At 66.1% G+C, this 24,776-nt stretch carries 20 protein-coding genes and 1 tRNA gene; 10 read left to right on the top strand and 11 right to left on the bottom strand.

Annotated features, from left to right (window positions below; all coding sequences use genetic code 11):
- Window positions 1–2 precede the first annotated feature (2 nt).
- The gene (locus tag HMPREF0975_RS04465) at window positions 3–1,022 is read left to right on the top strand and encodes a LacI family DNA-binding transcriptional regulator (protein WP_009232945.1); all 1,020 of its coding nucleotides are present in this window, start codon (window positions 3–5) and stop codon (window positions 1,020–1,022) included.
- 85 nt (window positions 1,023–1,107) lie between these two features.
- Here HMPREF0975_RS04465 and HMPREF0975_RS04460 read toward each other — a convergent pair whose 3' ends face one another.
- The 4 genes from HMPREF0975_RS04460 to HMPREF0975_RS04445 form a co-directional block, all read right to left on the bottom strand.
- The gene (locus HMPREF0975_RS04460) at window positions 1,108–3,174 is read right to left on the bottom strand and encodes a PTS beta-glucoside transporter subunit IIBCA (protein ID WP_021605166.1); all 2,067 of its coding nucleotides are present in this window, start codon (window positions 3,172–3,174) and stop codon (window positions 1,108–1,110) included.
- A 219-nt stretch (window positions 3,175–3,393) separates the two neighbouring features.
- Window positions 3,394–4,938 carry a glycoside hydrolase family 32 protein gene (locus tag HMPREF0975_RS04455; RefSeq protein WP_009232943.1) on the bottom strand — a complete coding sequence of 515 codons (1,545 nt, stop codon included), beginning with the start codon at window positions 4,936–4,938 and terminating at the stop codon, window positions 3,394–3,396.
- A gap of 88 nt (window positions 4,939–5,026) precedes the next feature.
- Window positions 5,027–5,272 (bottom strand): hypothetical protein, encoded by a 246-nt coding sequence (locus HMPREF0975_RS04450; RefSeq protein ID WP_009232942.1) that lies wholly within the window; start codon window positions 5,270–5,272, stop codon window positions 5,027–5,029.
- A complete protein-coding gene (locus HMPREF0975_RS04445) occupies window positions 5,269–6,507 on the bottom strand; it encodes an inorganic phosphate transporter (RefSeq protein ID WP_009232941.1) in 1,239 nt (412 codons plus the stop codon). Before HMPREF0975_RS04445 ends, HMPREF0975_RS04450 begins: the two co-directional genes overlap by 4 nt.
- A gap of 306 nt (window positions 6,508–6,813) precedes the next feature.
- On the opposite strand from HMPREF0975_RS04445, the gene HMPREF0975_RS04440 reads away from it, so the two are divergent.
- Window positions 6,814–8,415, top strand: a complete 1,602-nt coding sequence (locus HMPREF0975_RS04440; protein ID WP_009232940.1) for an Hsp70 family protein — start codon at window positions 6,814–6,816, stop codon at window positions 8,413–8,415.
- A 55-nt stretch (window positions 8,416–8,470) separates the two neighbouring features.
- Here the strand turns inward: HMPREF0975_RS04440 and HMPREF0975_RS04435 are convergent, their stop codons facing one another.
- The 7 genes from HMPREF0975_RS04435 to gndA all read right to left on the bottom strand — a co-directional run bounded on the left by HMPREF0975_RS04435 (window position 8,471) and on the right by gndA (window position 16,738).
- Entirely contained in the window at window positions 8,471–9,430 is a 960-nt protein-coding gene (locus tag HMPREF0975_RS04435) for an aldo/keto reductase (protein WP_009232939.1), read from the bottom strand.
- 148 nt (window positions 9,431–9,578) lie between these two features.
- Window positions 9,579–10,106: a MerR family transcriptional regulator gene (locus HMPREF0975_RS04430; protein ID WP_021605163.1), complete on the bottom strand. Its 528-nt coding sequence runs from the start codon at window positions 10,104–10,106 to the stop codon at window positions 9,579–9,581.
- A 318-nt stretch (window positions 10,107–10,424) separates the two neighbouring features.
- On the bottom strand, window positions 10,425–10,898 hold the full coding sequence (locus tag HMPREF0975_RS04425; protein WP_009232937.1) for a hypothetical protein: 474 nt from the start codon (window positions 10,896–10,898) through the stop codon (window positions 10,425–10,427).
- 131 nt (window positions 10,899–11,029) lie between these two features.
- Window positions 11,030–11,788, bottom strand: coding sequence for a transcriptional regulator FtsR (ftsR, locus tag HMPREF0975_RS04420; RefSeq protein ID WP_009232936.1), 759 nt, complete (start codon window positions 11,786–11,788; stop codon window positions 11,030–11,032).
- Complete coding sequence (locus HMPREF0975_RS04415; protein WP_009232935.1) at window positions 11,785–12,237, bottom strand: FHA domain-containing protein; 453 nt, start codon at window positions 12,235–12,237, stop codon at window positions 11,785–11,787. The genes ftsR and HMPREF0975_RS04415 overlap by 4 nt, the downstream gene beginning before the upstream one ends.
- 253 nt (window positions 12,238–12,490) lie before the next feature.
- Complete coding sequence (pepN, locus tag HMPREF0975_RS04410; protein WP_009232934.1) at window positions 12,491–15,214, bottom strand: aminopeptidase N; 2,724 nt, start codon at window positions 15,212–15,214, stop codon at window positions 12,491–12,493.
- Between the two features lie 48 nt (window positions 15,215–15,262).
- Window positions 15,263–16,738, bottom strand: a complete 1,476-nt coding sequence (gndA, locus tag HMPREF0975_RS04405; protein WP_009232933.1) for an NADP-dependent phosphogluconate dehydrogenase — start codon at window positions 16,736–16,738, stop codon at window positions 15,263–15,265.
- A gap of 379 nt (window positions 16,739–17,117) precedes the next feature.
- Between gndA and zwf the strand changes: the two genes are divergently transcribed.
- From zwf to HMPREF0975_RS04365, 8 genes are all read left to right on the top strand, one after another.
- Window positions 17,118–18,701: a glucose-6-phosphate dehydrogenase gene (zwf, locus tag HMPREF0975_RS04400; RefSeq protein ID WP_009232932.1), complete on the top strand. Its 1,584-nt coding sequence runs from the start codon at window positions 17,118–17,120 to the stop codon at window positions 18,699–18,701.
- The gene (locus HMPREF0975_RS04395; RefSeq protein ID WP_009232931.1) at window positions 18,698–19,666 is read left to right on the top strand and encodes a glucose-6-phosphate dehydrogenase assembly protein OpcA; all 969 of its coding nucleotides are present in this window, start codon (window positions 18,698–18,700) and stop codon (window positions 19,664–19,666) included. The genes zwf and HMPREF0975_RS04395 overlap by 4 nt, the downstream gene beginning before the upstream one ends.
- Complete coding sequence (gene pgl / locus HMPREF0975_RS04390) at window positions 19,659–20,453, top strand: 6-phosphogluconolactonase (RefSeq protein WP_009232930.1); 795 nt, start codon at window positions 19,659–19,661, stop codon at window positions 20,451–20,453. Before HMPREF0975_RS04395 ends, pgl begins: the two co-directional genes overlap by 8 nt.
- Before the next feature lie 80 nt (window positions 20,454–20,533).
- Window positions 20,534–21,571 carry an HNH endonuclease family protein gene (locus HMPREF0975_RS04385; RefSeq protein WP_009232929.1) on the top strand — a complete coding sequence of 346 codons (1,038 nt, stop codon included), beginning with the start codon at window positions 20,534–20,536 and terminating at the stop codon, window positions 21,569–21,571.
- A gap of 57 nt (window positions 21,572–21,628) precedes the next feature.
- Window positions 21,629–22,066: an RNA-binding S4 domain-containing protein gene (locus HMPREF0975_RS04380; RefSeq protein WP_009232928.1), complete on the top strand. Its 438-nt coding sequence runs from the start codon at window positions 21,629–21,631 to the stop codon at window positions 22,064–22,066.
- Between the two features lie 101 nt (window positions 22,067–22,167).
- Window positions 22,168–22,244: transfer RNA gene (locus HMPREF0975_RS04375), tRNA-Pro, on the top strand.
- A gap of 498 nt (window positions 22,245–22,742) precedes the next feature.
- Window positions 22,743–23,705 carry a CAP domain-containing protein gene (locus HMPREF0975_RS04370; RefSeq protein WP_009232927.1) on the top strand — a complete coding sequence of 321 codons (963 nt, stop codon included), beginning with the start codon at window positions 22,743–22,745 and terminating at the stop codon, window positions 23,703–23,705.
- Window positions 23,706–23,835: 130 nt separating this feature from the next.
- Window positions 23,836–24,705: an HAD-IIB family hydrolase gene (locus HMPREF0975_RS04365; protein ID WP_009232926.1), complete on the top strand. Its 870-nt coding sequence runs from the start codon at window positions 23,836–23,838 to the stop codon at window positions 24,703–24,705.
- The last annotated feature ends 71 nt before the right edge of the window (window positions 24,706–24,776 follow it).

The raw sequence follows: 24,776 nt of genomic DNA, 5'->3' as shown, positions 1-24,776 counted from the left end.
TAGTGGAGTCACACCGCGAACCCACACTGGCTGATGTTGCCCAGGCTGCAGGCGTCTCGCTGACCACAGTCTCCCGCGTACTGAACAACCGCGGCTACCTCTCCCAGGAGACACGGGAGCGGGTAGCCGAGGCGATCGCACAGCTGAACTATCGCCCCAATCAAATCGCCCGGGCGCTGCACGGCAAGTCCACGCAGTCGATCGGGCTGATCGTCCCTACTGTTGCCCTACCCTTCTTCGGTGAGCTCACCGAGCACGTCGAGGATTTCTTGGCCGACCGTGGCTATAGGACGTTCGTCTGCAATTCCATGGGCAAGGCGGACCGAGAGCTCGAGTACCTCGACCTGCTGGTCTCGCACCGGGTTGACGGCATCATCTCCAGCGCTCACAACGACGGCCTGGCCGACTACAGCTCGATTCATCTGCCTGTGGTCAGTGTGGATCGGGAGCTCTCCCCCACCGTGCCCAATGTCCGCTGCGACAACGAGGCCGGCGGCCGTATCGCCGCCGAGTACCTGCTCAAGAGAGGGGCGCGTCGTCCAGCACTGTTGACCTCTCGCACCGGTATTCACAACCTGCGGGAGAAGGGGTACCGCCAGGTACTCCAGCAGGCCGGTATCGAACCGGTGGTTCTCACCGTCGATTTTAACACCCCCAACGCTGAACGCCCTGCTCTCATCCGCGAACGGCTCGAACTCGTCGTCGATGACGTTGACGCAGTCTTCGCCACCGATGATCTCGCTGCCGCTCAAGTGGTGGAGTGGGCCGCAGAGCGCGGCCTGAGGATTCCTGATGACTTCAAGGTCGTCGGTTTCGACGGCACGATCGCCATGCAGCACGCCCTGCCGTCGCTGACCACTATCCAGCAACCCATCGCGAAGCTGGCCCGAGCTGCCGTCGACCTGCTCCTGAACCGAATCGAGTCCATCCCCTCGGGCGATGACCGCTCTAGCGTGTCCCGAAAGCACCTTCGGGCCCCCTCCCCCATGGAAGTCAAGCTGCTCATCGGTCGCACCGCCTAGTGAATGGCTAGTGACATACCGGTGAGGCCCCGACTTTGTCGGTCGGGGCCTCACCGAGTTCCTGTCACGGCGAAGTCTCAGCGGCTCAGGCCTTGGCCTCCGCGGTGTCGGCCTGGGCACCTTCCTCGTCGTCGCCGGACTCTTCGGTCTTGCGCATGACATCGAAGAGGGCGTCACCCCGGTGAATCGTTCCCGCAGCGCGCTTTTCGATGCCCTCATAGCCCTGGGCGTTGGAAACGACGATCGGAGTGACGGTCTGGTAACCGGCGGCCCCAACGGCGGCCCAGTCAACATCCACCAGCGGCATGCCGCGCAGGACCTTGTCGCCGGCCTTGACCTTGGGACTGAAGTGCTTGCCATCGAGCTGGACGGTGTCCATTCCGACGTGGATGAGCAGCTCGACTCCGCTGGCCGCACGCAGACCATAGGCGTGCCCGGTCGGGAAGGCCACAAGGACCTCGCCGTCGACCGGCGAGACAACCGGTCCCTCGGCGGGTGCGATGGCCATGCCCGGGCCGAGCATGCCGGAGGCGAAGGTCGGATCCTCCACTTCGGACAGCGGCACCGCGCGCCCCTGGATCGGGGCGGTGACGGTGAAGTCCTCGGCGGCCTCGGCGGGCAGCTCGACGGTCTCGGCGTGCTCGGCCATGGCCTCGGCCTCCAGGGCCGCCTCGTCGGCGTCGATGTCGTCCCCGGCCAGCGAGGCCTTGCCGCGGGTGGTGCCGTAAGCGAAGGCAGCGGCGAAAGCGGCGATGAAGACGATCACCTCGAGAATGAGGTACTTGAGGATGTCGTCGGGGACGATCGAGACGAAGCCGACGAATCCGGCGGCGCCCAGAGCCTGGTTGTGGATGTCGAGCAGAGCAACAGCAGCGCCCCCGACGGAGGCAACGCCCATCCCGATAAAGAAGGGCCAGCGCAGACGCAGGTTGACACCGAAGATCGCGGGCTCGGTGATGCCGACGATCGCAGAGACACCACCGGCACCGGCCAGCCCTTTCATCTTGGAGTCCTTGGTCAGGAAGAAGACCGCCAGGGTCACAGCGCCCTGGGCAATGTTGGCCATGGAGGCGATCGGGAAGATGAAGGATCCGGGGCCGCCGCTGCTCATCTGCGCGATAAGAGGCAGCTCCACCGCCGGGAAGGACTGGTGCAGGCCGGTGACGACGATCGGCGAGTAGACCAGGCCGAAGAGGAAGCCGCCCAGGGGGCCTGCAGTCGTGTACAGCCAGCTCAGGCCGTTAGTGATTCCATCGGAGAGCTCACGCGCCAGAGGGCCGACGACGACGAAGGTGAGGAAGCCGGTCACCAGCAGCGTGATGAGCGGGGTCAGCAGGAAGTCAGCAGTCCCGGACAGGCGCTTGTGGAGCCATTTCTCGATGTACGCCAGCAGCCATGAGACGCACAGGACGGGAATGACCATGGCCTGGTAGCCGATCTTGTCCACAGTCAGGCCGAAAAGGTGCCACACCTCAATGGTGCCGGCCTGCCGAGCCGTCTCGATCTCGTAGGCGCTGGTCAGCTGGGTGGAGACCATGGCAGCCCCCATGGCCGCGCCCAGGTAGACGTTGCCACCGAAGCGCTTGACCGCGGAGAAGCCGACAAGCACGGGCAGGAAGGCGAAAGCCGCCGAGGAGACGAGGTTGATGACGTCGTCGTAGTCGGCGAGCCACGAGAACCTGTCGACCAACCCGTAAGCGCCAGTGGGGTTGTCCGAGGCGACGAAGGCGGGCGAAGTGAAGAAGTCTGCTGTGAGGACGTTGTGGATCGCCATCATGAGACCACCGGCCACCAGGGCCGGGAGCAGAGGCACGAAGATGTCGGCGATCGCCTTGATGAAACGGGAGAGTGGGTTACCGCTCTTGGCGGCCTGCTCCTTGGCCTCGTCCTTGGAGACCTCCTTGACCCCTCCGGTGTGGATCATCTCGGAGAAGACGAGGTCGACGTCTCCCGGTCCGACGATGATTTGGAACATGCCGCCCGCGATGAAGGTGCCTTTGAGGTCCGGGTCCTTATCGAGAGCTTTCTGGTCGACCTTGTCCATGTCGTTGAGGACAAGACGTAGACGCGTCGCGCAGTGCGCTGCTGCGTTGATGTTGTCGGCGCCGCCGACGTACGTCAGGACGTCCTTCGCCACGCGGGCGTGATCCATTGCCACCCGGGGTTCCTTTCTCGTGATGGGACCGCAACAGCTGGGAGGGCTGGGAAACCCGCTGGTCGGGAACGTCGCTGACTCCCGGCGGCCACACCTATGTCAATCGTTGGTCACAGTACAGTGAGTCACAGCACTCTGCAACCGGAGAGGTAGCCCCGGTCTATTCCCCGAATCCGAGCTGCTGAACCGTCGTTTCTCCGCGTCATGGTGCGAGTCTCAGAGGGCTTCGGGGACCGGTGTGAAAGTCCTGACGCGGCCGGATTTCAGCGTGAGGACTCCCCCCGCCAGAAGTCGCGCTCCCGAGCTGTCGGGATCGACGAAGCTGCGCATCGTGAAGGCCAGGGCCCCGTCGCCGACGAAGACCTCGGTCAGTGAACGGTCATGAACGATCTCCAGTACCGAAGCACACCCTTCGGGAAGCGTCACCGTACGCACGGCGCCGTGCTGGGTGTATCGGGAGGTCGAGCGATCCACCCGGAGCGCTCCCCCGTCCAGGATGATGTCCACGTGAGACCGATCGGTCCCGATCCGCACTCCCCACGCTCCTGAGGTTCGGTCCGGCTCCGCCTCCAGACGCAGCTGCCAGCTGCGGTGCCCGTGCAGCTCAGCCGGCTCGTACTGACCGGAGTCAAGAGGCGTCCCCACCAGAGCCGGTTGTCCGGCGTCGTGAGGCAGGTCGGTGGCGGGACGTTGAATGAGTCGGCCGGTCTTCAGGCTCAATGCCCGGGGCAGACTCAGGGCGTGAACCCACTGGCCGGACTGGATCGAGGGCTGGTCATCCTCGGAAGCGTTGCCGGCCCAGGCGGTCAGCAGCAACGGCCCGGGCTCGGAGGGCCTGCGCGCGAAGACCTGGGGAGCGTAGAACTCAAAGCCGCGGTCAACCTCGTGAAAGGTGCCGTCGGTGTCCCGAAGCTCGGTCCCCTTAAGGTGCCCCACCGTGTAAACGCAGGGGAAGATGTTCTCGAATCCTTCCCGCTGCGGGGTGATGCCCTGGGGGCACCAGATGAGAACGTCCCACTCCTCGCCGGTGTCCTCGTCCGTCACCCGCACCAGACCAGGGCACTCCCACATGTAGCCGAAGGAGCTGAAGGCGCCGCCCGCGCCGGGAAAGGTAAGCTCGCCCTCGAATTCCCAGGAGACCAGGTCCCGGGAGCGGTACAGGACCGCAGCACCGGTCTCGTTGACCCGCTGGACGCCGATGAGCATCCGGTACTCCCCCGGCCGATCGGGGTCCCGGAAAACCTGCGGGTCGCGGTAGTGGGCGGTGTAACCCTCGGCGTTGGCGGGGATGAGGGGGTTGCCGGGCCACTTGGTGAAATTTCTCAGATCACTGCTGGTGACCAGGCACTGGCTGGCGGTGCGCTCGTCGGTGACCGGATCCTTGAGGTTGCCGGTGTAGAAGAGCTGATAGGGGGCCTGGACGGGGGCTCCTTCGAGCTCGCGGCCCTCCAGGACGATCGCGTTGCCGGAGTAGGCGCCGGACAGGTCGTAAGAGGAGTCGGGGACGATGGTGGGCCCGTGGTGGTTCCAGTGCAGCAGATCTGTCGAGGAGGAGTGGCCCCAGTAGACCAGCTTGCGGTGGGGATGGAACGGGCTGAACTGGAAGAAGGCGTGATAGGTGGCTCCATCGACCAGGAGGCCGTTGGGGTCGTTGAGCCGTCCCACGGGTGGAACGACGTGGAAGCGCGGATAATCGGGGTCGTCGGCCGCGGCGGAAGTAGCAATAGCGTCCAGGGCCAGGCCCTTGAGGTCCTCAGTCACGCTCGGATGTTAGCAGGACCACTCCCCCGTGCCGGGTGTGCGCCCAGTGGGCGACCGATGGAAGGCCGGCGGGCGGTCAGTTTTGAGGTCAGTGGAAGTACGGGATGATGAGCCACAGCCCGAACAGGGCGATCATGGCGGCGATGGCGATGAAGACGGCCGCCAAGACCTGGGCCAGGCGTATGCCCTCGACCTGGCCGACCTCGTGCTTAGCGTGCACCGTGGCCATCATGCGGGCGGCCAGCGAGCAGATAACGAGGATGAAGGCGGTGCCCAACACTGTGACTACGGTCACCAACCCTAACGAGCCCCAGTCGATCGTCATACCAGTCATGCCATGGATCCTGTCCTCATCGGCTGCGCGCTCTCCTGGTCTGTTGTGCCATTGACGATCTCGGAGCGCACCTCCTCAAGCGTGCGCGGTTGGCGTCCCATCTCCGGGTCCCGTTTGCCGACGACGACCTCGGAGGCGTCATTGACGTTGGAGAAGTCCACTCGGTGGTGGCCTGCCTGGCGAATGATCGCGAGAGCCCCAAGAATGAGCAGGCAGATGACGGCGATGGTGCCCGGCACCCCTCCCTTGACTGCGACGTAGGAGGTGGCAGCACCCACCAAACCCGAGCACGGGAGCGTCACCAACCAGGCGATTGCCATCTTTCCGGCGGTCCCCCAGGACACTTTGGTACCCCGGCCGATTCCCGAGCCCAGGATGGAGCCGGTGCAGATGTGGGTGGTGGACAGGGCGAAGCCCAGATGGGACGAGGCCAGGATCGCTACCGTTGAGGCGGTCTCGGAGGCGAAGCCCTGCGGGGCCTCGACGTGCACCAGTCCTCGTCCCATGGTCCGCATGATGCGCCATCCGCCGGAGTAGGTTCCCAGACCAATGGCAAGTCCCGCCGCAGCGATGACCCACCAATGCGGTCCGGTGCCGGCCTGCTGGTAGCCGCCGGCCACAAGTGCAAGGGTGATGACCCCCATGGTCTTCTGTCCGTCGGACGTGCCGTGGGACAGGGCCACCAGTGAGGCGGTCACTCGCTGGCTGCTGCGGAAGAGCCTCTGCGAGTACGGGTTGGTCGGATGAGCGATGCGATAGGCGAGCGCCGTCGCCAGCGCCGAGGCCAGCCCGGCCACGACCGGTGCGATAACGGCCGGCAGGATGATCTTGGAGATCACTGTTCCCCAGTGGACGCCCTGGACGCCGGCAGCCACAACCACCGCTCCGATGAGCCCCCCAAACAGCGCATGCGACGACGATGAGGGCAGCCCGAAGAGCCAGGTCGCCAGGTTCCACAAGATGGCGCCGGCCAAACCCGCGAAGATCATAGCCGGCGCCGCCTGGACCACAGCGTCATCGAACATTCCGTGAGAGATCGTCTTGGAGACCTCTGTCGACAGACAGGCGCCGATCACGTTGAGCACCGCGGCGACCAGAACCGCTCGCCTCGGTGTGAAAGCGCCGGTCGCCACCGACGTCGCCATGGCATTGGACGAGTCGTGGAAACCATTGGTGAAGTCGAAGACAAGAGCAGTGACGACGACAACGATCACGAGGAAGAGAATGGTGCTCATACCGTTCCCGATGGGAGATTGAGTGACCCTTCCCGCCGCCCTTCCGGGCGGGCGCGGGGCCCGGGGCGCTTGAGCGCAACCCACCAGTATTGTTACCCGCCGACCGCCCCGCTGCCTAACCGATCGCGCGAAGGCTCGGCATCAACACCTGACGTCTCCTGCATACGCGATACTCAGGAGCCAGCGACACGGTCTTTCGTCCCAACCTGGGAACAACGGCCCTGAGCCGATTGTCACGTCCCACAAAGGACTCACGACGCGCTGGGATTGCCCGAAAAGAGGGGCCCGTCACGATAGGGTCGCCACATGGCAGCGGATACCACTAACAGCCTGGACAGCATCCACAGCGGAACCCTCCCCGGAACGAGCTCCGACACGGAGTCGATGACGGACATCGATCTGGGGATCGACCTGGGAACGACCCGCACCGTCGTTGTACGTGCTGATCGGGGAAACTATCCGGTTCTCAGCTTCGCCGACGATAACGGTGACGAGCACGACTTCATGCCTTCGTTGACCGCGCTGCGCGATGGTGAGCTCGTCCACGGTTTCGCCGCCAGGCAGGCCGCCCATCAGGGCGCCCCTTTGCTGCGTAGCCTCAAACGCGTTCTGGCATCCCCCACGCTGACCGCCTCCACCCCGGTGACATTGGGCGAGCAGACCTTCTCCGCCTTGGAGGTTCTCACCAGCTACTTGCGCCACCTGCGAACAGAGCTGTCGAAGCAGGATGTGGACATCAACCGGGCCCGCGCAGTCGTCGCGGTACCTGCCCACGCCTATGGGGCCCAGCGCCTGCTGACCCTGGAGGCCTTCCAAGGGGCTGGCTTCTGCGTCGCCGCCATGCTCAACGAGCCCAGCGCCGCAGGTTTCGAGTACACGCATCGCAAGGCGACAACCGTCTCCGCCAAGCGCACCCGGGTCCTGGTCTACGACCTGGGAGGGGGCACGTTCGATACCTCCCTGGTCGACGTCATCGGCACCTCGCACGAGGTTCTGGCCTCTCACGGGCTGGGCGACCTGGGCGGTGACGACATCGACCTGCTTATGGCCACGATGGTGCTGAACAAGGCCGGGATCGCGGAGCAGGATCTGTCCCACACCGAGCTCGACGACCTGCTGGATCAGTGCCGGGACGCTAAGGAGCACCTGACCCCTCAGAGCCGCCGGGTGCTCGTCGTCCTGCGGGGCCAGGACATCGTCCTGCCCGTGGCGGATCTGTATCGGGCCAGCACTCCGCTCATCGAGCGCTCGCTGGCCACGATGGCTCCGCTGGTCGGCAGACTCGACGACGGCAGCCCTGACCTGACAGACATCGCCGGCGTCTATCTGGTGGGCGGCGCGTCCGGTTTTCCGCTGGTCCCCCGACTCGTGCGCGAGCGCTTCGGGCGTCGAGTCCATCGCTCCCCCTACCCGGGAGCCTCCACGGCCATCGGTCTGGCAATCGCTGCCGACCGCACCAGCGATTACGACCTCACCGATCGTCTCTCGCGCGGTTTCGGGGTCTTCCGTGAGGCCGACGCCGGTCACCGACTCACCTTCGATGCGATTCTCAACCCGGAGTCCGTCCAAGCCTCCCCCGACGGCCGTGAGGGAACGGTCCTGACCCGCGAGTATGATGCGGCCCACAACATCGGCTGGTACCGATTCGTTGAATGTGCCGACGTCGATGAGGCCGGCGAGCCCCGAGGTGAGATCGCCCCCTACCAGGACATCGTCTTCCCCTTCGACGCATCGTTGCGGGACATGGACGATCAGGAGCTGCGCACCTACTCCGTGGAACGGCGTGACCAGGGTCCTCGGATCCAGGAGCACTACCGCATCGATGAGGCCGGTCTGGTGCGAGTTACCATCACCGACCTCACCGACGGGTACAGCCGTCGCTACGTCCTGGGACGGCGCACCGAGTAGGTCGAGTAGGTCTTCGCAGGCCCGAGTCGATCAGTGCGCACGACGGCACACGCGATCAGGGGCGCGCAGCATCGGAGACCCGGGTCAGAGTCCGGATCTCCTCATCACTGAGCTCAAGGGTCAGGGCGTCCACAATCGGAGCCAGTTGCCTCAGGCTGCGCGCCGAGGCCAGCGGGGCGGTGACGCCGGGCCGGTCGCGCAGCCAGGCCAGCGCCACTGCGGCGGGCTCCACCCGGTGGGCTTCAGCGATCTGGACGACGGCGTCGACGACGTCGTAGCACTCCGGCCGCTGGTAGTCGGCGACCATGTCAGCGCGATCTCCGTGGGCCACTTCGCCCCGACGGTACTTTCCCGTGAGGAAGCCCGCGGCCAGAGCGAAATAGGGCATCATCCCCATGCCGAGCTCGGCAGCAGTCTGTCCCCTGCCGCCCGGGCCTTCGACATCGTCGCGATGGAGGAGGTTGTAATGGGGCTGCAAGACGATGGGCCTGGCGCAGCCCTGGGAATCGGCAATGGCGAACCACTGCCGGATGCGCTCGGGCGCATAGTTGGACAGTCCCACGTGTTTGATCCTGCCGGCGCGTCGGGCCTTTTCGAAGGCGGAGACAGTCTCCTCAAGCGGGGTGGACTCGTCATCGAAATGGGCGTAGTAGATGTCGATGGTGTCGGTGCGCAGACGCGACAGTGACTCCTCCAGCGCCAGGCGGACGTTGTCGGCGCTCAGTCCGGGCCGGTCGGGTTTGGTGGACACCTTCGTGGCCAGGACGATGCGATCACGCACGGGGCGTGAGGATAGCCAGTTCCCGATGACGGTCTCCGACTCCCCTCCGGAGTTGCCCGGCGCCCAGTACGAGTATCCGTCGGCGGTGTCGACGAGGTTCCCGCCTGCGTCCAGGTAGGCGTCGAGAACGTCGAAGGAGGCGGCTTCGTCCGCCGTCCAGCCGAAGACATTGCCTCCCAGCCCGATGGGACTGATCTGGAGGTCGGCGAGCGCGCGTGTCGATGTTCCAGTCATGTTCTCTCCTGATCTCTCAACGGCGCCTTGATGACATTTTGTCCTGTCATAGCAAGGCCAACAGGGTCAGGATACGTTCGAGGCTGGAACCCTACCCACGGTTCCAGCCTCGGCGAACAACGCGCTCAGGAACGTTTCCCCTTGAGGGTCAGATGGCCTGCTGCCGTTTTGCCGCCCGGCGCTTGGCCAGCTCGTCCTCGACGAGCGGCGTCCCGAGCGCCTGAGCATGGTCGACGGGCAGGTCCGCCAGTGCGCCCTCGACCTCATGCCACACCCTGCCCACCGCGATGCCGAACACGCCCTGGCCGCCGGCAACGAGGTCGACGACCTCATCGGCGGAGGTGCACTCATAAACCGAGGCGCCATCGCTCATCAGGGTGATGGAGGCCAGGTCCTCCACGCCGCGCGAATGCAGGGCGCTGACAGCCGTGCGAATCTGCTGCAGGGACACTCCGGTGTCCAGAAGCCGCTTGACGACTTTGAGAACAAGGATGTCGCGGAAGGAGTAGAGGCGCTGGGAACCCGATCCCCTGGCGCTGCGGATCGACGGCTCGACCAGGCCTGTACGAGCCCAGTAGTCGAGCTGACGATAGGTGATGCCAGCTGCACGGCAGGCGACTGGACCCCGGTAGCCCGAATCGGCGTCGAGCTGCGGGAGCGGATCTCCGAACAGCATGCCCTGAGTACGCTGAGGCCTCGCTACCGCACTGGCTTCATTCATGCTCACGAGCTGCTCCTGTCACCGGAATGAGACGCGCCTGCAAGTGACGCGGCGGCTCGCCTCGTGCGGCCACGACTCCACGATAGGACCAGTTGGGGCGATGCTCAACGAAGGGCACGCCCTATCTCGATGTGCCGTCAGGCATGAATCTTCAGGTGAGGACAAGCATCTTGCTCGGAACACAGAGCATTCGCCCGAAATGGAGCCGTTCCACCAGTGACGCACCGACAATCGGAAGTGCCGCAGATCACAACTCAAGTCACATGAGTCACATCAGTCCCGCGTGTCGTCGGTGAGGTCGTTGGTCCGCAACAGTATTCGCCGCCATTGCTCGAACTGCTCGGCTCCGTAATCATCGCTGAGATCGACGGCCCTGAGCCGCGTCAGAGAACTGCTGGCATGTACCGGGAACCGGTGGTAGCCACTTAGAAGAAGCCCCTCACCCGGAGTGCAGGGAACCGCCATGACCTTGTCCGCACATGCGGGCGCCTCGACGACCAGCCTGGCGACAAGGCGCGCGTCGTCGTCGACGTCGAGCTCGGTGCGCCCGATACGCCCGCCCAGGGCTTCAACGACGTCATCGAGGAGCCTGGGCCAAGATGGCGAGCGATACGAACCGTGAGCCTGCAGAACCAGTCCTTCATGGGCAGTCACCGGAATCGCCAGCATCGCCGGCCCACCATCCTCCACGAGGACAGCGACCAGGCCGTCATCAGGATTGGTGGACCTGACGCCCACCAACTGCATCAATGGCACGCCCCAACCCTAAGGGGAGCCGCTCGGTCCTGTCCCGGGAACGCGCACGCTACAAGTGCTGACTTTCGTCGACTCGCGGCGCCGTTCGAACGCTCTCACCAGGCGCTCGCGCGAGCATGTCGTCAACCCAGTGAGTCGACGGCACGGCGCAGCAGAATCGTGTGCAGGTCCGCGACGAGCTCAGCCAATTCGCGAGCCGTCTCCTCACCGGCGCTACGGGACCGAGACCGGCGCGGAGCCACCGCCTGGTCGATCGTGTCCGCCTCACGCTCGGCCGACGCCCGTACCGCACGCAGGTTGCGCAGAGGCACGCCCTTGCGGGTGATCTCCAGGGCCAGGCGCACGGTTCTCAGGTTCTGCTGACTGTAGCGCCCCCGGACATCGGGGCTGACGAGACCAATGGAAACAAGCTCCTCGATCTGAGACTCGCTGGCACCGGAGTGGGCCAGGAGTGCTTCCAGGTCCATGGGCCCATCGTCAACAATCTTGCCGTCACGAGCAACCACGCGGGCAATGGGCTGGGGGGCGGGGGCATCGGCATCGGTGTCCAGGCGCGCCAGACGCTCCCGAATGACATGCAATGGAAGGTACTCGTCCCGCTGCACCGCCAAGGCGTAGCGCAAACGCTCCAGATCCGCCTGGGAATAGCGCCTGTAACCGTTACCAACGCGGTGGGGACTGATGAGCCCCTCCCCCTCGAGGTAGCGAACCTTTGAGATCGACAGGGCCGGAAACTCCACCTTGAGGAGATCCACCACCTGCCCGATCTTCATCACCGGCTCGCGGGAGATACCGCGGGGCCAGGTCCCGCCGTCCGGGAGCTCGGAAGCGTCGGGTGAGGAGGAGGGCCGCTTCTCGTTTCGTGCGGTTGCGGAGCTCACCGAGACGCGGCTCCGCCTTGGGGGCCGGGGTGGTAGGTCATCCGGTACTTACCGATCTGGACCTCGTCACCGGAGCGGAGAGCCACCTGCTCCACACGCGTGCGGTTGACGTAAGTACCGTTGAGAGAGCCGGAGTCTCGGACCCCGTAGCCGCCGTCGGGCAGGGAGGAGAAGACCGCGTGCTTCCTGGAGACGGTGACGTCGTCCAAGAAGATGTCGGCACGCGGGTGGCGCCCGACGGTTGTCTCCTCGGCATCCAGAAGGAACCGCGCCCCTGTGGTCGGCCCGTGATGGACGAGAAGAAGCGCTGTTCCCGACGGTAGAGCAGCGATCGCGGCGGCGTCCTGCTGACTCAGCCCCACCATCGGAGAGGAGACCGAGTCGGCAACATCGGCAACCCCGAAGGTCTGGGTGGAGGAGGGATCCTGCTCGATCGGACTGCTCGACATCATTCCTGCCCCTCAGTTCGTTGCGGCGCCCGGTGCGCCGCCTCAGGCACCACCATACCGTTCGTTGCACCGACGTCGAGTTAGCATCGCGACATGACTTGCTCCGAATAGTAAGAAGCCTACCCGCCGGCCGCCCCGGCCGACGCCGCGAGGTGATCGGGAGCACCGCATGAGGGTCTCAGAAGGGTAACGGCGCCCCCTGATGTTGCTCAGGTTAGGACAAAGGTCCTATCGATGGGAGGGGCCTTGTCGATCAGGCAGACGCTGAGCGGACATGACGGGCGGCGAGAGCGCGGCGCAGGTCGTCAAGGCTCTTGAGGAGGAGCCGACGCAGGGCGAGCGGCGCCTCGGGGTGGGAAGAGAGCCAGTCGTCAACCGCCTGAGCATCGCCCTCATCCCCGCAGGCGGGGAACAGCCCCAGGACCAGCCGGGTGGCGATCTCCTGATCTCGATCGGCCCACACCCCTTGAAGCTCCTGGAGGTAGCGAGAGGTGAACGCGACCGTCAACCGGCGGTGAGCGTCGACGGCGAAACCCGCGATCAGGGCGTCAACATGGTCGTTGCTCAAGGTTGTGTCACTCAGAAGACGGTTGAAGACCTCCGTCTTGAGCTCTTCTCGGGGCCGCGAGCTGGTGGCCTTCAGGTGGCGGGTCAGACCGCCGGCCGTCGGGTCCGCCTCCCGCTGTGCGTCAAGCTCATCGAAGCTGACGGCGTCCAGCCTCGCCAGAGCGGTCAGTGCCCGCCACCTCAGATCAGCGTCAAGCTCCAGTCCGGGAAGGTCGCCGTTGAGCAGCCCTCGAATGCGGGCGACGACCTGCGATGCGACGTCCTCACCGAGTAGGCCCGCCTGCCCCGCGGCCTCCAGCCAGGCGCGAGCACGGATGAGCTGGGAGTCCGAGCCCGGCACAGCGGCACGCAGTCTGCCCCAGCCGCCGCGCGTCATCGAGGTCTCCGAGTCCTCCGGGAGCTCCGTCGGGTCGTCTGCAAGGAGTCTGTCCAGTAGCGCCCGACGTGTCCCAGGGCCGCTGTACCGGCTGGCTGCTAGCAGTGCCTGGCTCAGCAGCGTGGCCAGGGTGCCCGGTTCGGTATCGTCGTCGGCGTGCGCCAGGACGGCCTCTACGAACAGCGGTGAGCCGATGAATGCGTCCCGCAGAAGGTTGTGCAGCATCGACCAGGCCAGGGCCCGAGCCATGGGGTCACGGACGGACCCGAGCGAGGCGGCCAGACAGGACAGGGAGTCATTGTCCGGCCGCACGACGGCGTAGGTAAGGTCCTCGTCGTTGACCAGGACGACGTCGGGTGCGAGCAACCCCACCGCCTCTGGGACCTCAATCTGCTCGGTTTCTATGGTCACCGGCAGACGGTGGGTGCGCACCAGCGCGCCGTCCTCGCCCAAGGAGTACAGGCCGACGACGAGCGTGTGCGGACGCAGCACCGGCTCCCCAGTGGTCGGGTCGGTGCCCTCCTGGCGAAGAGTCAGTGAGGCGATCCGCCCACCGTCAACGACCAACTCGTTGGTGAGGATGGAGGGACCCGCGGTGTGCAGCCAGGCCCGGGCCCAATCCTGCATGTCGCGGCCTGATACCTGCGAGAGCACGTCAAGGAAGTCGTCCAAGGCGGCGTTGCCGTAGGCGCTGCGCTCGAAGAGACGCCCGGCTGCCTCCAGGAAGGCGTCCTGGCCCACATGGGCGACAAGCTGCTTGAGGACGGAGGCGCCCTTGGCGTACGTGATGCCGTCGAAGGCCTGACGGGCGGCCTCGACGTCGTCTACCTGCGCAACGATGGGGTGGGTGGTGGTCGGCCGGGAGTCCTCCAGGTACGCCCAGGCCTTACGGGTAGAAGCGAAGCTCACCCACGCCTCGGTGAAGCCGGCGGCCTCTCCCGCGGCCCAGGTCCCCTGGTGGTCGGCGAAGGACTCCTTGAGCCAGGTGTCCTCCCACCAGGTGGGAGTGACAAGGTCGCCGAACCACATGTGGCACATCTCGTGGAGGATCGTGTTTGCGCGCCCCGCCCTTTGGGAGCGGGTGACCGGCCCGCGGAAAAGGAAGAGGTCCTCGTTGAAGGTGACGCAGCCGGGATTCTCCATGGCACCGAGGTTGTACTCCGGAACGAGTACGCTGTCGTAGGAGTCCCAGGGAAATCCATAGCTGTAGACCCGATCGTAGAAGTCCAGGCCCGCCCGCGTGACGTCGAGGAGCTCGGCGGCGTCGAGATGGTCGGCCAGGCTGGCCCGGCAGGACCACGACAACGGGACGGTGAGCCCCTCGCGGCCCGGGGAGCTCCACCGCCCGGTCACCCGGTGCCAGGGGCCGGCGGCCAGCGCGGTGAGGTAGCTGGGCAGAGGCTTGGAGACGGCGAAGGATGTCACCTGGACGTCGCCACCGACCTCACCGCTGTCGGTGTCGGCCGAGTCAGCCGGCGCGTGCGCACCCGAGCCGCCTGTCACCGGACGCGTGTTGGACATGACCGTCCAGCCGCGCGGATGGGCGACCTCCAGCGAGAAACGGGTCTTGAGGTCCGGCTGCTCCATGACCGGCCATGCCCGACGTGCGTCGGAGGGCTCGAAATGGGTGTAGAGGTAGGTCGCGCCATCAACCGGGTCGTGGAAGCGGTGCAGTCCCTGACCCGAGTTGGAGTAGAGGCCGCGCGCCTCGATCTCCAGCACATGCTCGCCCGGGCCCAGGACGGGCAGGGCGAGGCGGGCTCCGTCCCAGGTCACCGCGGCCGGCTGTCCGTCGACGCTGAGCGAATCGACCGCCTGCCCCACGAAGTCCACCCACAGTCCTTCGGCCTGCCGCCTGATGTGCAGCTGCATTCGGCAGTGGACCGTGAAGACGACCTCACTGGGATCGATGGCAGTAGTGACATCGATTGCCACGTGGCTGGAGGCCACCTGGCACACCGAAGCCCGCCAAGAGGCTTCCTCGTGACGCAGGTTCGTGAGGCTGTCCGAGCGAGCCGGAACGGTCGTCGTCATATGCGGGAATCTCGCAGAAGATGGGGCGGATGATGGCTGAGGCGGAGCTCAGCTCCACTTCTCCTCGGCGCGCTCGGGAGTGGCCCACAGCGTGTGGTAGATGCCCTCGACGTCGTCGGTGCGGTGGTAGGTGTGCGAGCCGAAGAAATCGCGCTGCCCCTGGATGAGGGCTGCAGGCAGGCGCGGCGAGCGCAGCTGGTCGACATAGGCCAGGGAAGAGGCGAAGGCCGGGGCCGGGACGCCGGTGGTGGCGGAGGTCGCCACGACCTGGCGCCAGGCGGGTAGCACCCGGGAGAGGGAAGAGGCGAAGACCGGCGCTGTCAGCAGGCTGGCGAGGTTGGGGTTCTCGTCGTAGGCGCGGGTGATGTCGTCCAGGAATCGGGCCCGGATAATGCAGCCTCCCCGCCAGATGCGGGCCATCGCCCCCAGGTCGATGTTCCAGCCGAACCGGCTCGAGGCGGTGGCGATCTCATCGAAGCCCTGGGCGTAAGCGGCGATCTTGGATCCGTAGAGGGCCTGCCTGACGGCGTCCACGAAGGCGCGCCGCTCCTCGGGGTCAGCCAAAGTCGGGGCTGAGGTTCCCGGGGCGATGTCTGTGGCCTGGACAGCGGCTCGTGCCGCGCCGGCCGAGGAGACGGCACGGGCGAAGGTGGCCTCGGCGATGGCGGGCACGGCCACCCCCAGCTCAAGAGCCGTCTGGGTGGTCCATACCCCGGTGCCCTTCTGGCCGGCCGCGTCCACGACGACGTCGATGAAGGGCCCTGACGTCGTGGCGTCGGTGTGGGAGAGGACCTCGGTGGTGATGTCGATGAGGTAGGAGTCGAGCTCGGAGTCCTTCCAGGAGCGGAAGACTTCAGCAATCTCGGGGACGGAGAAGCCACCGACGTGGCGCAGCAGGTCGTAGGCCTCGGCAATGAGCTGCATGTCGGCGTACTCGATGCCGTTGTGAACCATCTTGACGAAGTGGCCGGCGCCGTCGGGCCCCACATGGGTGCAGCAGGGGACGCCGTCGACATGGGCGGAGATGGACTCCAGCATCGGCCCCAGACGCTTGTAGGAGTCGACGGTACCGCCGGGCATGATGGAGGGGCCGTTGAGCGCCCCCTCCTCGCCTCCGGAGACGCCCATGCCCACGAAGTGCAGTCCGCGCTTACGCAGGGACTCCTCACGACGCCGGGTGTCGGTGTAGAGCGTGTTGCCGGCGTCGACAATGATGTCGCCGGGCTCCATGAGAGCGGCGAGCTCCTCGATGACCTCCTCAGTGGCCGCTCCAGCCTGAACCATGATGATGGCCACGCGAGGGGTACGCAGGGAGTTGACGAAATCCTTCAGGTCGGCCGCAGGCACGAAGTCGCCCTCGGAGCCGTAGCGATCGATGAGTCTCTCGGTGCGGGCGAGAGTGCGGTTGAAGACCGCAACCGCGTGACCGTGACGAGCCAGGTTGCGGGCAAGGTTCGCCCCCATCACCCCCAGCCCGAAGACACCGAGATCGGCTGTGGCCGGTGCGGGGGTGAAGCTGCTCATGGAGGTCCTTTCCTATGCGGCAGGACGGTCGTGAGTCCTGCGAGTTCAAGAGGTGGAACCGGGCGGGAACGATTCCGAGGCGATGGCGATGTGAGTCGGTCGCCGGCGGGCGCTCGAAGGCGCCCACGAACACTGCGACCCTACCGCGTCCCGTTCCCGGGGACGAGGATCGTCCGTGGTTCACGCCCTGTCCCGACACGGTGCAACGCCTCACGCCGGGCCTGTCCCTCCCAGGTGAGTCGCCAGTGGCCGCGTTACAGTGGCAGCCGGTCCGCAAGGCGCTCTCGGAGTCCTGCGGCAGCCCGGATCCGACCACCGCAACCTGCGGGCACCCATCTAATTCCACTTCCACTGTTCGTCGTCTCTCAGAAAGGCTGACGTGTCCAGCTCCGACCCTGCGACTCCATTACCGCTGTCGCGGCCCGCGCGAGCAGCCAACCCGCTCCTCGACGCCCGCGATCTTCGTCTGCCGCGCATCGCCGACCCCTGCGTGCTGGTGATGTTCGGCATCACTGGCGACCTCGCGCGTCACAAGCTCCTACCCGCGATCTACGACTTGGCCAACCGCGGCCTGCTCTCCCCCAGCTTCTCGCTGGTGGGCGTCGGCCGGCGCTCCTGGTCCGCCGACGACCTGCGCAACTACGTGGAGACGGCCGTCCGCGACGGCGCCCGTACCCCGTGGCGCCCCGCGATCTGGGAGCAGCTGGCGGCCGGGATGCGTTTCGTGGAGTTCGACTCCTTCGAGGACGATGCCGCCTATGAGCAGCTCACCCGCGTCGTAGACGACCTGGACGCCACCCGTGGTACCCGCGGAAACCGCGCGTTCTACCTGTCGATCCCCCCGGGCTGGTTCCCGGCCGTGACCGAGCGGATCGCCCGCTCCGGGCTCGTGGAGGAGTCGGCCGACGCCTGGCGGCGCGTGGTCATTGAGAAGCCATTCGGGCACGACCGCGCCAGTGCCCGTGAGCTCGACGCCCTCGTAGGCCGGATCGTGCGCCCCGACGACGTCTTCCGGGTCGACCACTACCTGGGCAAGGAGACGGTGCAGAACATCCTGGCGCTGCGGTTCGCCAATACGATGTTCGAGCCGCTGTGGAACCAACGCTACGTGGACCATGTTCAGATCACCATGGCTGAGGACATCGGCATCGGCACCCGGGCCGGCTACTACGACACCATCGGCTCCGCGCGCGACGTCATCCAGAACCACCTGCTCCAGCTCCTGGCGCTGACCGCGATGGAGGAGCCCACCAGCATGGACGCCGCCTCAGTGCGTCTGGAGAAGGAAAAGGTCCTCAACTGCGTGCGTCTGGAGCGCGACGGGGTCCTGGACCTGAACCTCACCACGGCCCGTGGTCGCTACGACGCCGGTTTCCAAGGCGGACTGCCTGTGAGGGGCTACCTGGAGGAGGACGGCGTCGCCGCCGACTCCCGGACTGAGACCTTCGCCGCAGTGCGCCTGGAGATCGCCAACCGTCGCTGGGCGGGGGTGCCGTTCTACCTGCGCACTGGCAAGCGCCTCACCCGCCGGGTAACCGAGGTGGCAGTCGTCTTCAAGCAGCCCCCGTTCCTGCCCTTCGAGTCGGCAGCCGCCACCGCCGTGGGGGCAAATACGATCGTGCTGCGGATCCAACCCGATGAGGGCATCACGCTACGACTGGCCTCCAAGGTGCCAGGCACCCAGATGGAGCTGCGCGACGTCTCCATGGAGTTCGGCTACGGCGCCACCTTCAACGAGGAGTCGCCGGAGGCCTACGAGCGCCTCATCCTCGATGCGCTCCTGGGCGACGCCCCGCTCTTCCCCCACCAGCGCGAGGTCGACCTGTCCTGGCGCATCCTGGATCCTGTCATCGAGCACTGGACCGCCGCAGGAAGTCCCGAGGGCTACCGCCCCGGCTCCTGGGGGCCGGCCAGCGCCCACGAACTCCTCGCCCGAGACGGCCGCATCTGGAGGCGCTCATGATCACCACGCTGACCGCAACGACCACCTCCCGGATCGTCTCCCGGCTCGTGGAGCACGAAGGCACCTCCGGATCCTCTCGGGTACTGACACTCGTGATCTCGACGGACGAGACGGGGCTGGAGGAGGCTCTGTGCGCTGCCCACGGAGCAAGCCGAGATCACCCGTGTCGGGTCATCGCCGTGGTCAAACCGCCTGAGAAGGGCACCGATCACGCGACTCCGCGCAGCCGCGACGGGCACGTCTCCGCTCAAGTCGGAGGGCACCTGGACGCCGAAATCCGCGTGGGCCACGACGCCGGTGCCGGTGAAACGCTGGTCCTGCGCCCTTGGGACGAGGCCGCACTGCACACCGACACATTGGTCGTTCCCTTCCTTCTGCCCGAGGCCCCGGTGGTCGTGTGGTGGCCGACGACCGTCCCCGAGGTCCCCTCACAGGACCCGCTGGGCCGCCTGGGCTCCACTCGGATCACCAACACCCCCACTCAGGACTTCCCCGCCAGGGCGCTGCGTCGGCTGGCCCCGGTCAGTGTGCGCGGAGACATCGACCTGGCCTGGACCAGAATCACCCTGTGGCGCGCCATGGTGGCCTCCACCCTGGACCCGATTCTGCGCTCGGGCGGGCTGCGAGAGGTGATCGTGGCCGGTGAGCCTCGGAACTCCTCGCTCTCCCTCATGATCGCCTGGCTGCGACTGCGCCTGGACGTCCCTGTGGAACGGATCGATGAGGAGGACTTCAAGGGCATCTCATCCATTACCGCCAGGACTGACGACGGCGATATCGTTATCGCCCGCCACGATCTGGAGCGCGTCACCATCACCCGTCCCGGATCCCCCGAGCCCCAGGTGGTGACCATGGCCCGCCGTGAGCCCATCAGTACCCTCAACGAGGAGCTGCGCCGCCTCACCCCGGACCTCGTCTATCAGGAGGTCCTGGCCACGCTGCTGGAGGAGCCCGCGAATGAATGACAACACCGCCGACGGCCAGGCGCTCACCGAGATCCAGATGGCCGCGGCTGCGGCTCCGGCACCGACCGTCGTCGTCGCACCGACCCTGAACGATGCGGCTCAACAGGCCTGCGAGGACACCGTACGGATCCTGGCCGAGGCGGTTGCGAACCGGGGGGTGGCCCACCTGGCGCTGACGGGAGGCTCCGGTGGTGTGGCGCTGGCCGACTCGCTGGCCCCGCTCATAGTTGCCCAGCCCGAGCAGCTGCGCCATGCCATTCACCTGTGGTTCGGAGACGAGCGCTTCGTACCCGCGGGCGACCCAGAGCGCAACGATCTGCTGGCCTCACCGCTCATCGCCGCCGGCGTTCCGGAGTCTCAGGTGCACCGGCTGGCCGCTCCGCAGAACGTCAGCGGGCTGGACGAGGCCACGGCCCGCATGGTCCACGAACTGGAGGCGGCGGGGCTGGCCAGTGGTGGCTTCGACGTCGTCCACGTGGGACTGGGACCCGACGCCCACGTCTGCTCGCTCTTCCCGGGGCACCCTGCCGCACTCGCGGTAGGAGCTCCTGCCGTGGCTGTACGAAGCTCCCCCAAGCCTCCCGCCCAACGCTATTCACTGACCTTCGAGACCCTGCAGCGCGCCGGCCGCATCATGGTTGTGGCCGGCGGCGAAGGGAAGGCGGAAGCGGCGCGCCGGGGCCTGGGAGCTCCTGACGTCGTCAGGGCTCCCGCCTCGTGCTGCCGTGGCCGGGAGACCACCTGGTACCTGGATGAGTCGGCTTCCGCGGGCCGCAGCGCCGTCTGACGTCCGTAGCCTCGCGGCGCCTGTGGACCACAGGGCTCGGATGCTTCTTACATGTCGGTGCGAACGGCTACCGTTGGCCCATGATCTTCCCCGGCCGGTTCCTGACACGCCTCGGCGTCATCGGCGCACTCGGCCTATGGGGCACCGTGGCCATGCCGCCCGTCCACGCCGATGGCGTCTCCCGGGAAGCGACCGAGGATTCCGCGGCCGCTGAACTAGCCGCCCTCCATCAGGCGCCATGGGACCAGCGCGGCGACTATATCCTGTCCCCCAAAGCTTCTCTCGAGGAGCTGTCGGAGTTGCCCGACGACGTCCCTGCCTCGCGGTCCTGGGGCGAGGGAGGCTCCCGCACCGGATGGTTCGGCGAGGCATGGACGGACGTCGACGGTGACGGCTGCGATACCCGCAATGAGATCCTGGCTCGGGATCTGACTGACGCCGACTTCTCCCGGGCCGACGGCGTGCAGAATCGCGAGGAGGGGCATGGCCGGGGCGCGGGAGTGTGTCCGGACGCCACTGTCTGGGCCGGCACCCTCCAGGACCCCTACACCGGGAAGAAGATCGCCTTCAAGCGTGGTCAGGACACCTCCGCCGCCGTCCAGATCGACCACGTGGTGCCTCTCAACTACCTCTACGCCCACGGCGCCTGGCAGTGGGACGAGCGCACCAGGCTGCTGGCCGCCAACGACCCGTTGAATCTCATCGCGGTCGACGGCGAGGCCAATCAGGCCAAAGGGGCCTGCGGTCCAGCGACCTGCCCCGTCGGATCCACCGATACCGGCAGCTGGAATCCCACCGGCTCCGGAGGGTGGTGGCCGGTCAACGACTCCTACCGCTGCACCTACGCACGTCGGTTCGTCTCAGTAGCCGGCGCCTACGGTCTCGGCCTGCCCCAGGCGGACGAGCAGGCCCTGCGCTCAACTCTGACCGACTGCCTGGCCGGTGGCAACGGAGCCGGGGCCCTGCCGGAGCGGGCGACGCGCACCGTCAAGGAGATGGGCTCCACCATATGGCGCTCTCCGGCCTACTCGGCGCTGACGGCGCTCGGCGCCCTCGCTCTGGGGTGGGGACTCATAGCTCGGGGGCTCTCCCGCCGGCGCAGAACACGGCGCACTTGAAGCGGGCCCGGGACACATCGTTGAAGCAGGCTGAACCCGACCTCCTAGGATGACCCCATGGCAGCTCGTTCTCAGCCCGCATCCCGTAGCAGCAGTGACCCGAGCGGACCGGCATCGGCTCGTATCGACGTCTGGCTGTGGAGCGTGCGGCAGATCAAGTCCCGCTCGGCCGCGACGAGTGCCTGCAAGGCGGGGCACGTGCGCATTAACGGTGAGACTGCCAAGCCAGCCCAGCACGTCTCGGTAGGAGACGAGGTCCGCTACCGCGTCGACGGCTTCGACCGGCTTCTCACAGTTACTCGGATCCTCACCAAGCGGGTGGGTGCCCCGATTGCCCGCACCGCGTACATCGATTCCTCTCCCCCGCGTCCGTCTCCCTTGGATGCGCCTGCCGCTGTCATCCGGGACCGGGGCGCTGGTCGGCCCACGAAGAAGGAGAGGCGTCAACTCGACGCTCTCATGGGAGGCGGCCGTCATCAGGATGACCGCCACTGACCCGGGTGGGGTGAGCGGCTTCACCACTGCCAGATTTCTGAAGGAGCCGCTTCATAGGTTAAGGTTCTACTCGTTGCAAGCGGTTGGATGCCGCGAGTCGACGGGCTGTGGCGCAGTTTGGTAGCGCACTTGACTGGGGGTCAAGGGGTCGTGGGTTCAAATCCCGCCAGCCCGACCAGATCATAATCCGCACTGTTATCAGTGCGGATTTTTTCGTTGGCGATTACGCGTTGGCGAGGCTATAGCTGCATTCTTATACTTCGATTCCAATCAACATTCGCCTCATTCGCATCTTCTGTAACAGCCATGAAGCCTATTCTCCTCTCCCGACCCAGGCGGAGCAGCTGCCGATGGTTACATCCGAGTAAACGGCGAGGAGATGCGATTCCCTTCAATCCGATCCTAGTGACATCGACTTTCCGCTGAAACCTTGCGACATAAGCAGTACGCCGACAGTCGATCCCCCAGTCCGGCCACCCGACAAGCTCGGTCAGAAATGTCACAATCAAATTACATGCATAGGCCCGGCATCTGTGGTTGAGTGAACTCCGACATCAAGGATGATTCACAGCATCCTGCCCGCCGGTTCATAGCCAGTTGCTGCAGAGCCGACTGTGTACTCCCACATCCATCCCTGATGCTCTCCCCATCCACCCCCGATCAGAGAGAACGACACATGAACATCAAGCGCGTCATCGCCGCAGCTGCGCTCGCCGTCGTGCCGCTGACGGCCTCTTCAACCGCACTGGCCGCTCCGGCCGCTCCTCAGGGCGCACCAGCCGCTGCTGCAGCGGTTCCCGTCCAGGTGTCCCCGGAGGGGGCTCAGTACGCCAACACCATCCTGAACAAGGTCAACGAGCTCCGCCGCAACCTGAATCTCCAGCCCGTCACCCGCTACCAGGAGTTCGACGCCGTCGCCCAGGACTGGTCCGAGCACCAGGCCGAGACCGAGACCATGGCACACCGCCCCGAGTTCTACAATTCGTACCCCGGGTACAAGACTGATAAGAACTACACCACCGTCTCGGAGAACGTGGCCATGCGCGGAGACGGAGGTGACATTGGTGCTCAGCTCTTCCAGCAGTGGCTCGAATCTCCAGGCCACTACAAGAACATGACCGATCCGAATGCGAACATCATCGGAATCGGAATCGCCCAGAACCCCAACAGCGGCAACTGGTACGCAACCCAGAACTTCGCCGGCTACAGCGGCAACATCCCGTTCACGCCCACCGGAGACACCACCCCGCCGCCGACCACCGCCCCGCCGACGGCCACCACCACTCCTTCACCGACACCGACCCCGGAGACCACACCGTCCACGCCGTCTACCAGGACGACTCCTCCCACTTCGACGACTCCTTCCACTCCGACAGCTCCCTCCACTCCGACGGCTCCTCCGGCAACGGCGACTCCCCCTAAGGCCACGCCGACACCATCGGCTCCGGCCACCACGACGACCACCGCAACCCCGGCCAAGCCGTCCTCGACGCCTACGGTCGCCGCTCCGGGCTCCTCCACCACTCCGACGAAGCCCGCGCTGGCCACCACCGGTCCAAGCATCGCCGTCGCGGTCATCGCCGCTGGTCTGCTGGGCTCCGGCGCCTTCCTCGTCATGCGTCGCCGCCAGGCCAGCTGACACTAACTTGAGGCTCCAGGTACACCAGGAGCCGTTCCTCTGACGGACGCCCGCTCTCCACCGAATTATGTTGGAGAACGGGCGCCCGTCATTGTCCGCATCGAGATGCCGGCCTTGAGAGGATAGATATGTGAAACGTCTTCCCCTTGAACCAGAGTTCCTTGCACCGCTGCCCGCCGAGATCGATCTCCGCCTCGTCGTCACAGACATGGACGGTACCCTCATCGATGGCAACGGGCGCGTTCCTGCCGGCTTGTCCCAGGTCGTTGCCCAGATGCGTGAGGACAGCATCGTCTTCACCCCCGCTTCGGGCCGGCAACTAGCCAACCTCCGTGCAGTTCTGGGTCATACCGTTGATGACTCACCGATCATCGCGGAGAGCGGGGCCCTCGCCGTCCACGGGAACGAGGAGATTCACTCCGATACCATCAGCGCCGAGGACGCCGCTACCGCCGTCGTCACAACTCGGGAGCTGGCGAGTGCCGGCTACGACGTCGGCGCAGTGGTGGCGTGCAAACGCTGCGCCTACATCGAACGATCCGACCCCGCCTTCCTGGCTCAGGCCCGGCTGTACTATGAAGCGCTGGAGGTCGTTGACGACCTCATGACCGTCCCCCTGGATGAGGTGCTCAAGGTCGCCGTCTTCGACTTCGACGACGTTGAGAACGGAAGCTCGCAGGCGCTGACCGCGGCGGTTCCGAATGTTCAAACCGCTGTGTCCGGTCTGCACTGGGTGGATATGACGTCCCCGCAGGCCTCGAAGGGACGCGCACTGGCGGCGCTTCAGGCCAGGTTGGGGATCCTTCCCGAGCAGACGGCTGTCTTCGGTGACTACCTCAACGATCTGGACCTCTACGAGCACGCGGACCTGGGCTTCGCCATGCGCAACGCTCACCCCGGCATCCACGCAGCGGCCGCCTTCACGGCACCGGCCAACACCGAGGACGGCGTGCTGCGCACGGTTGAGGAGTTGCTTCGGCGCTCACGCCCTCGGAACTGAAGCTGGGACCTGGGACGGTCTCGAATCCGCGAGTCCGGGACCGTCCCAGGGGTGCTTCTCAGCGCGTTGAC

This window comes from Actinomyces sp. oral taxon 849 str. F0330, assembly GCF_000239715.1.
Lineage (GTDB): Bacteria > Actinomycetota > Actinomycetes > Actinomycetales > Actinomycetaceae > Actinomyces > Actinomyces johnsonii.
Note: the sequence above shows the minus strand (reverse complement) of the source record. Positions and strands in the feature narration are given on the sequence as shown.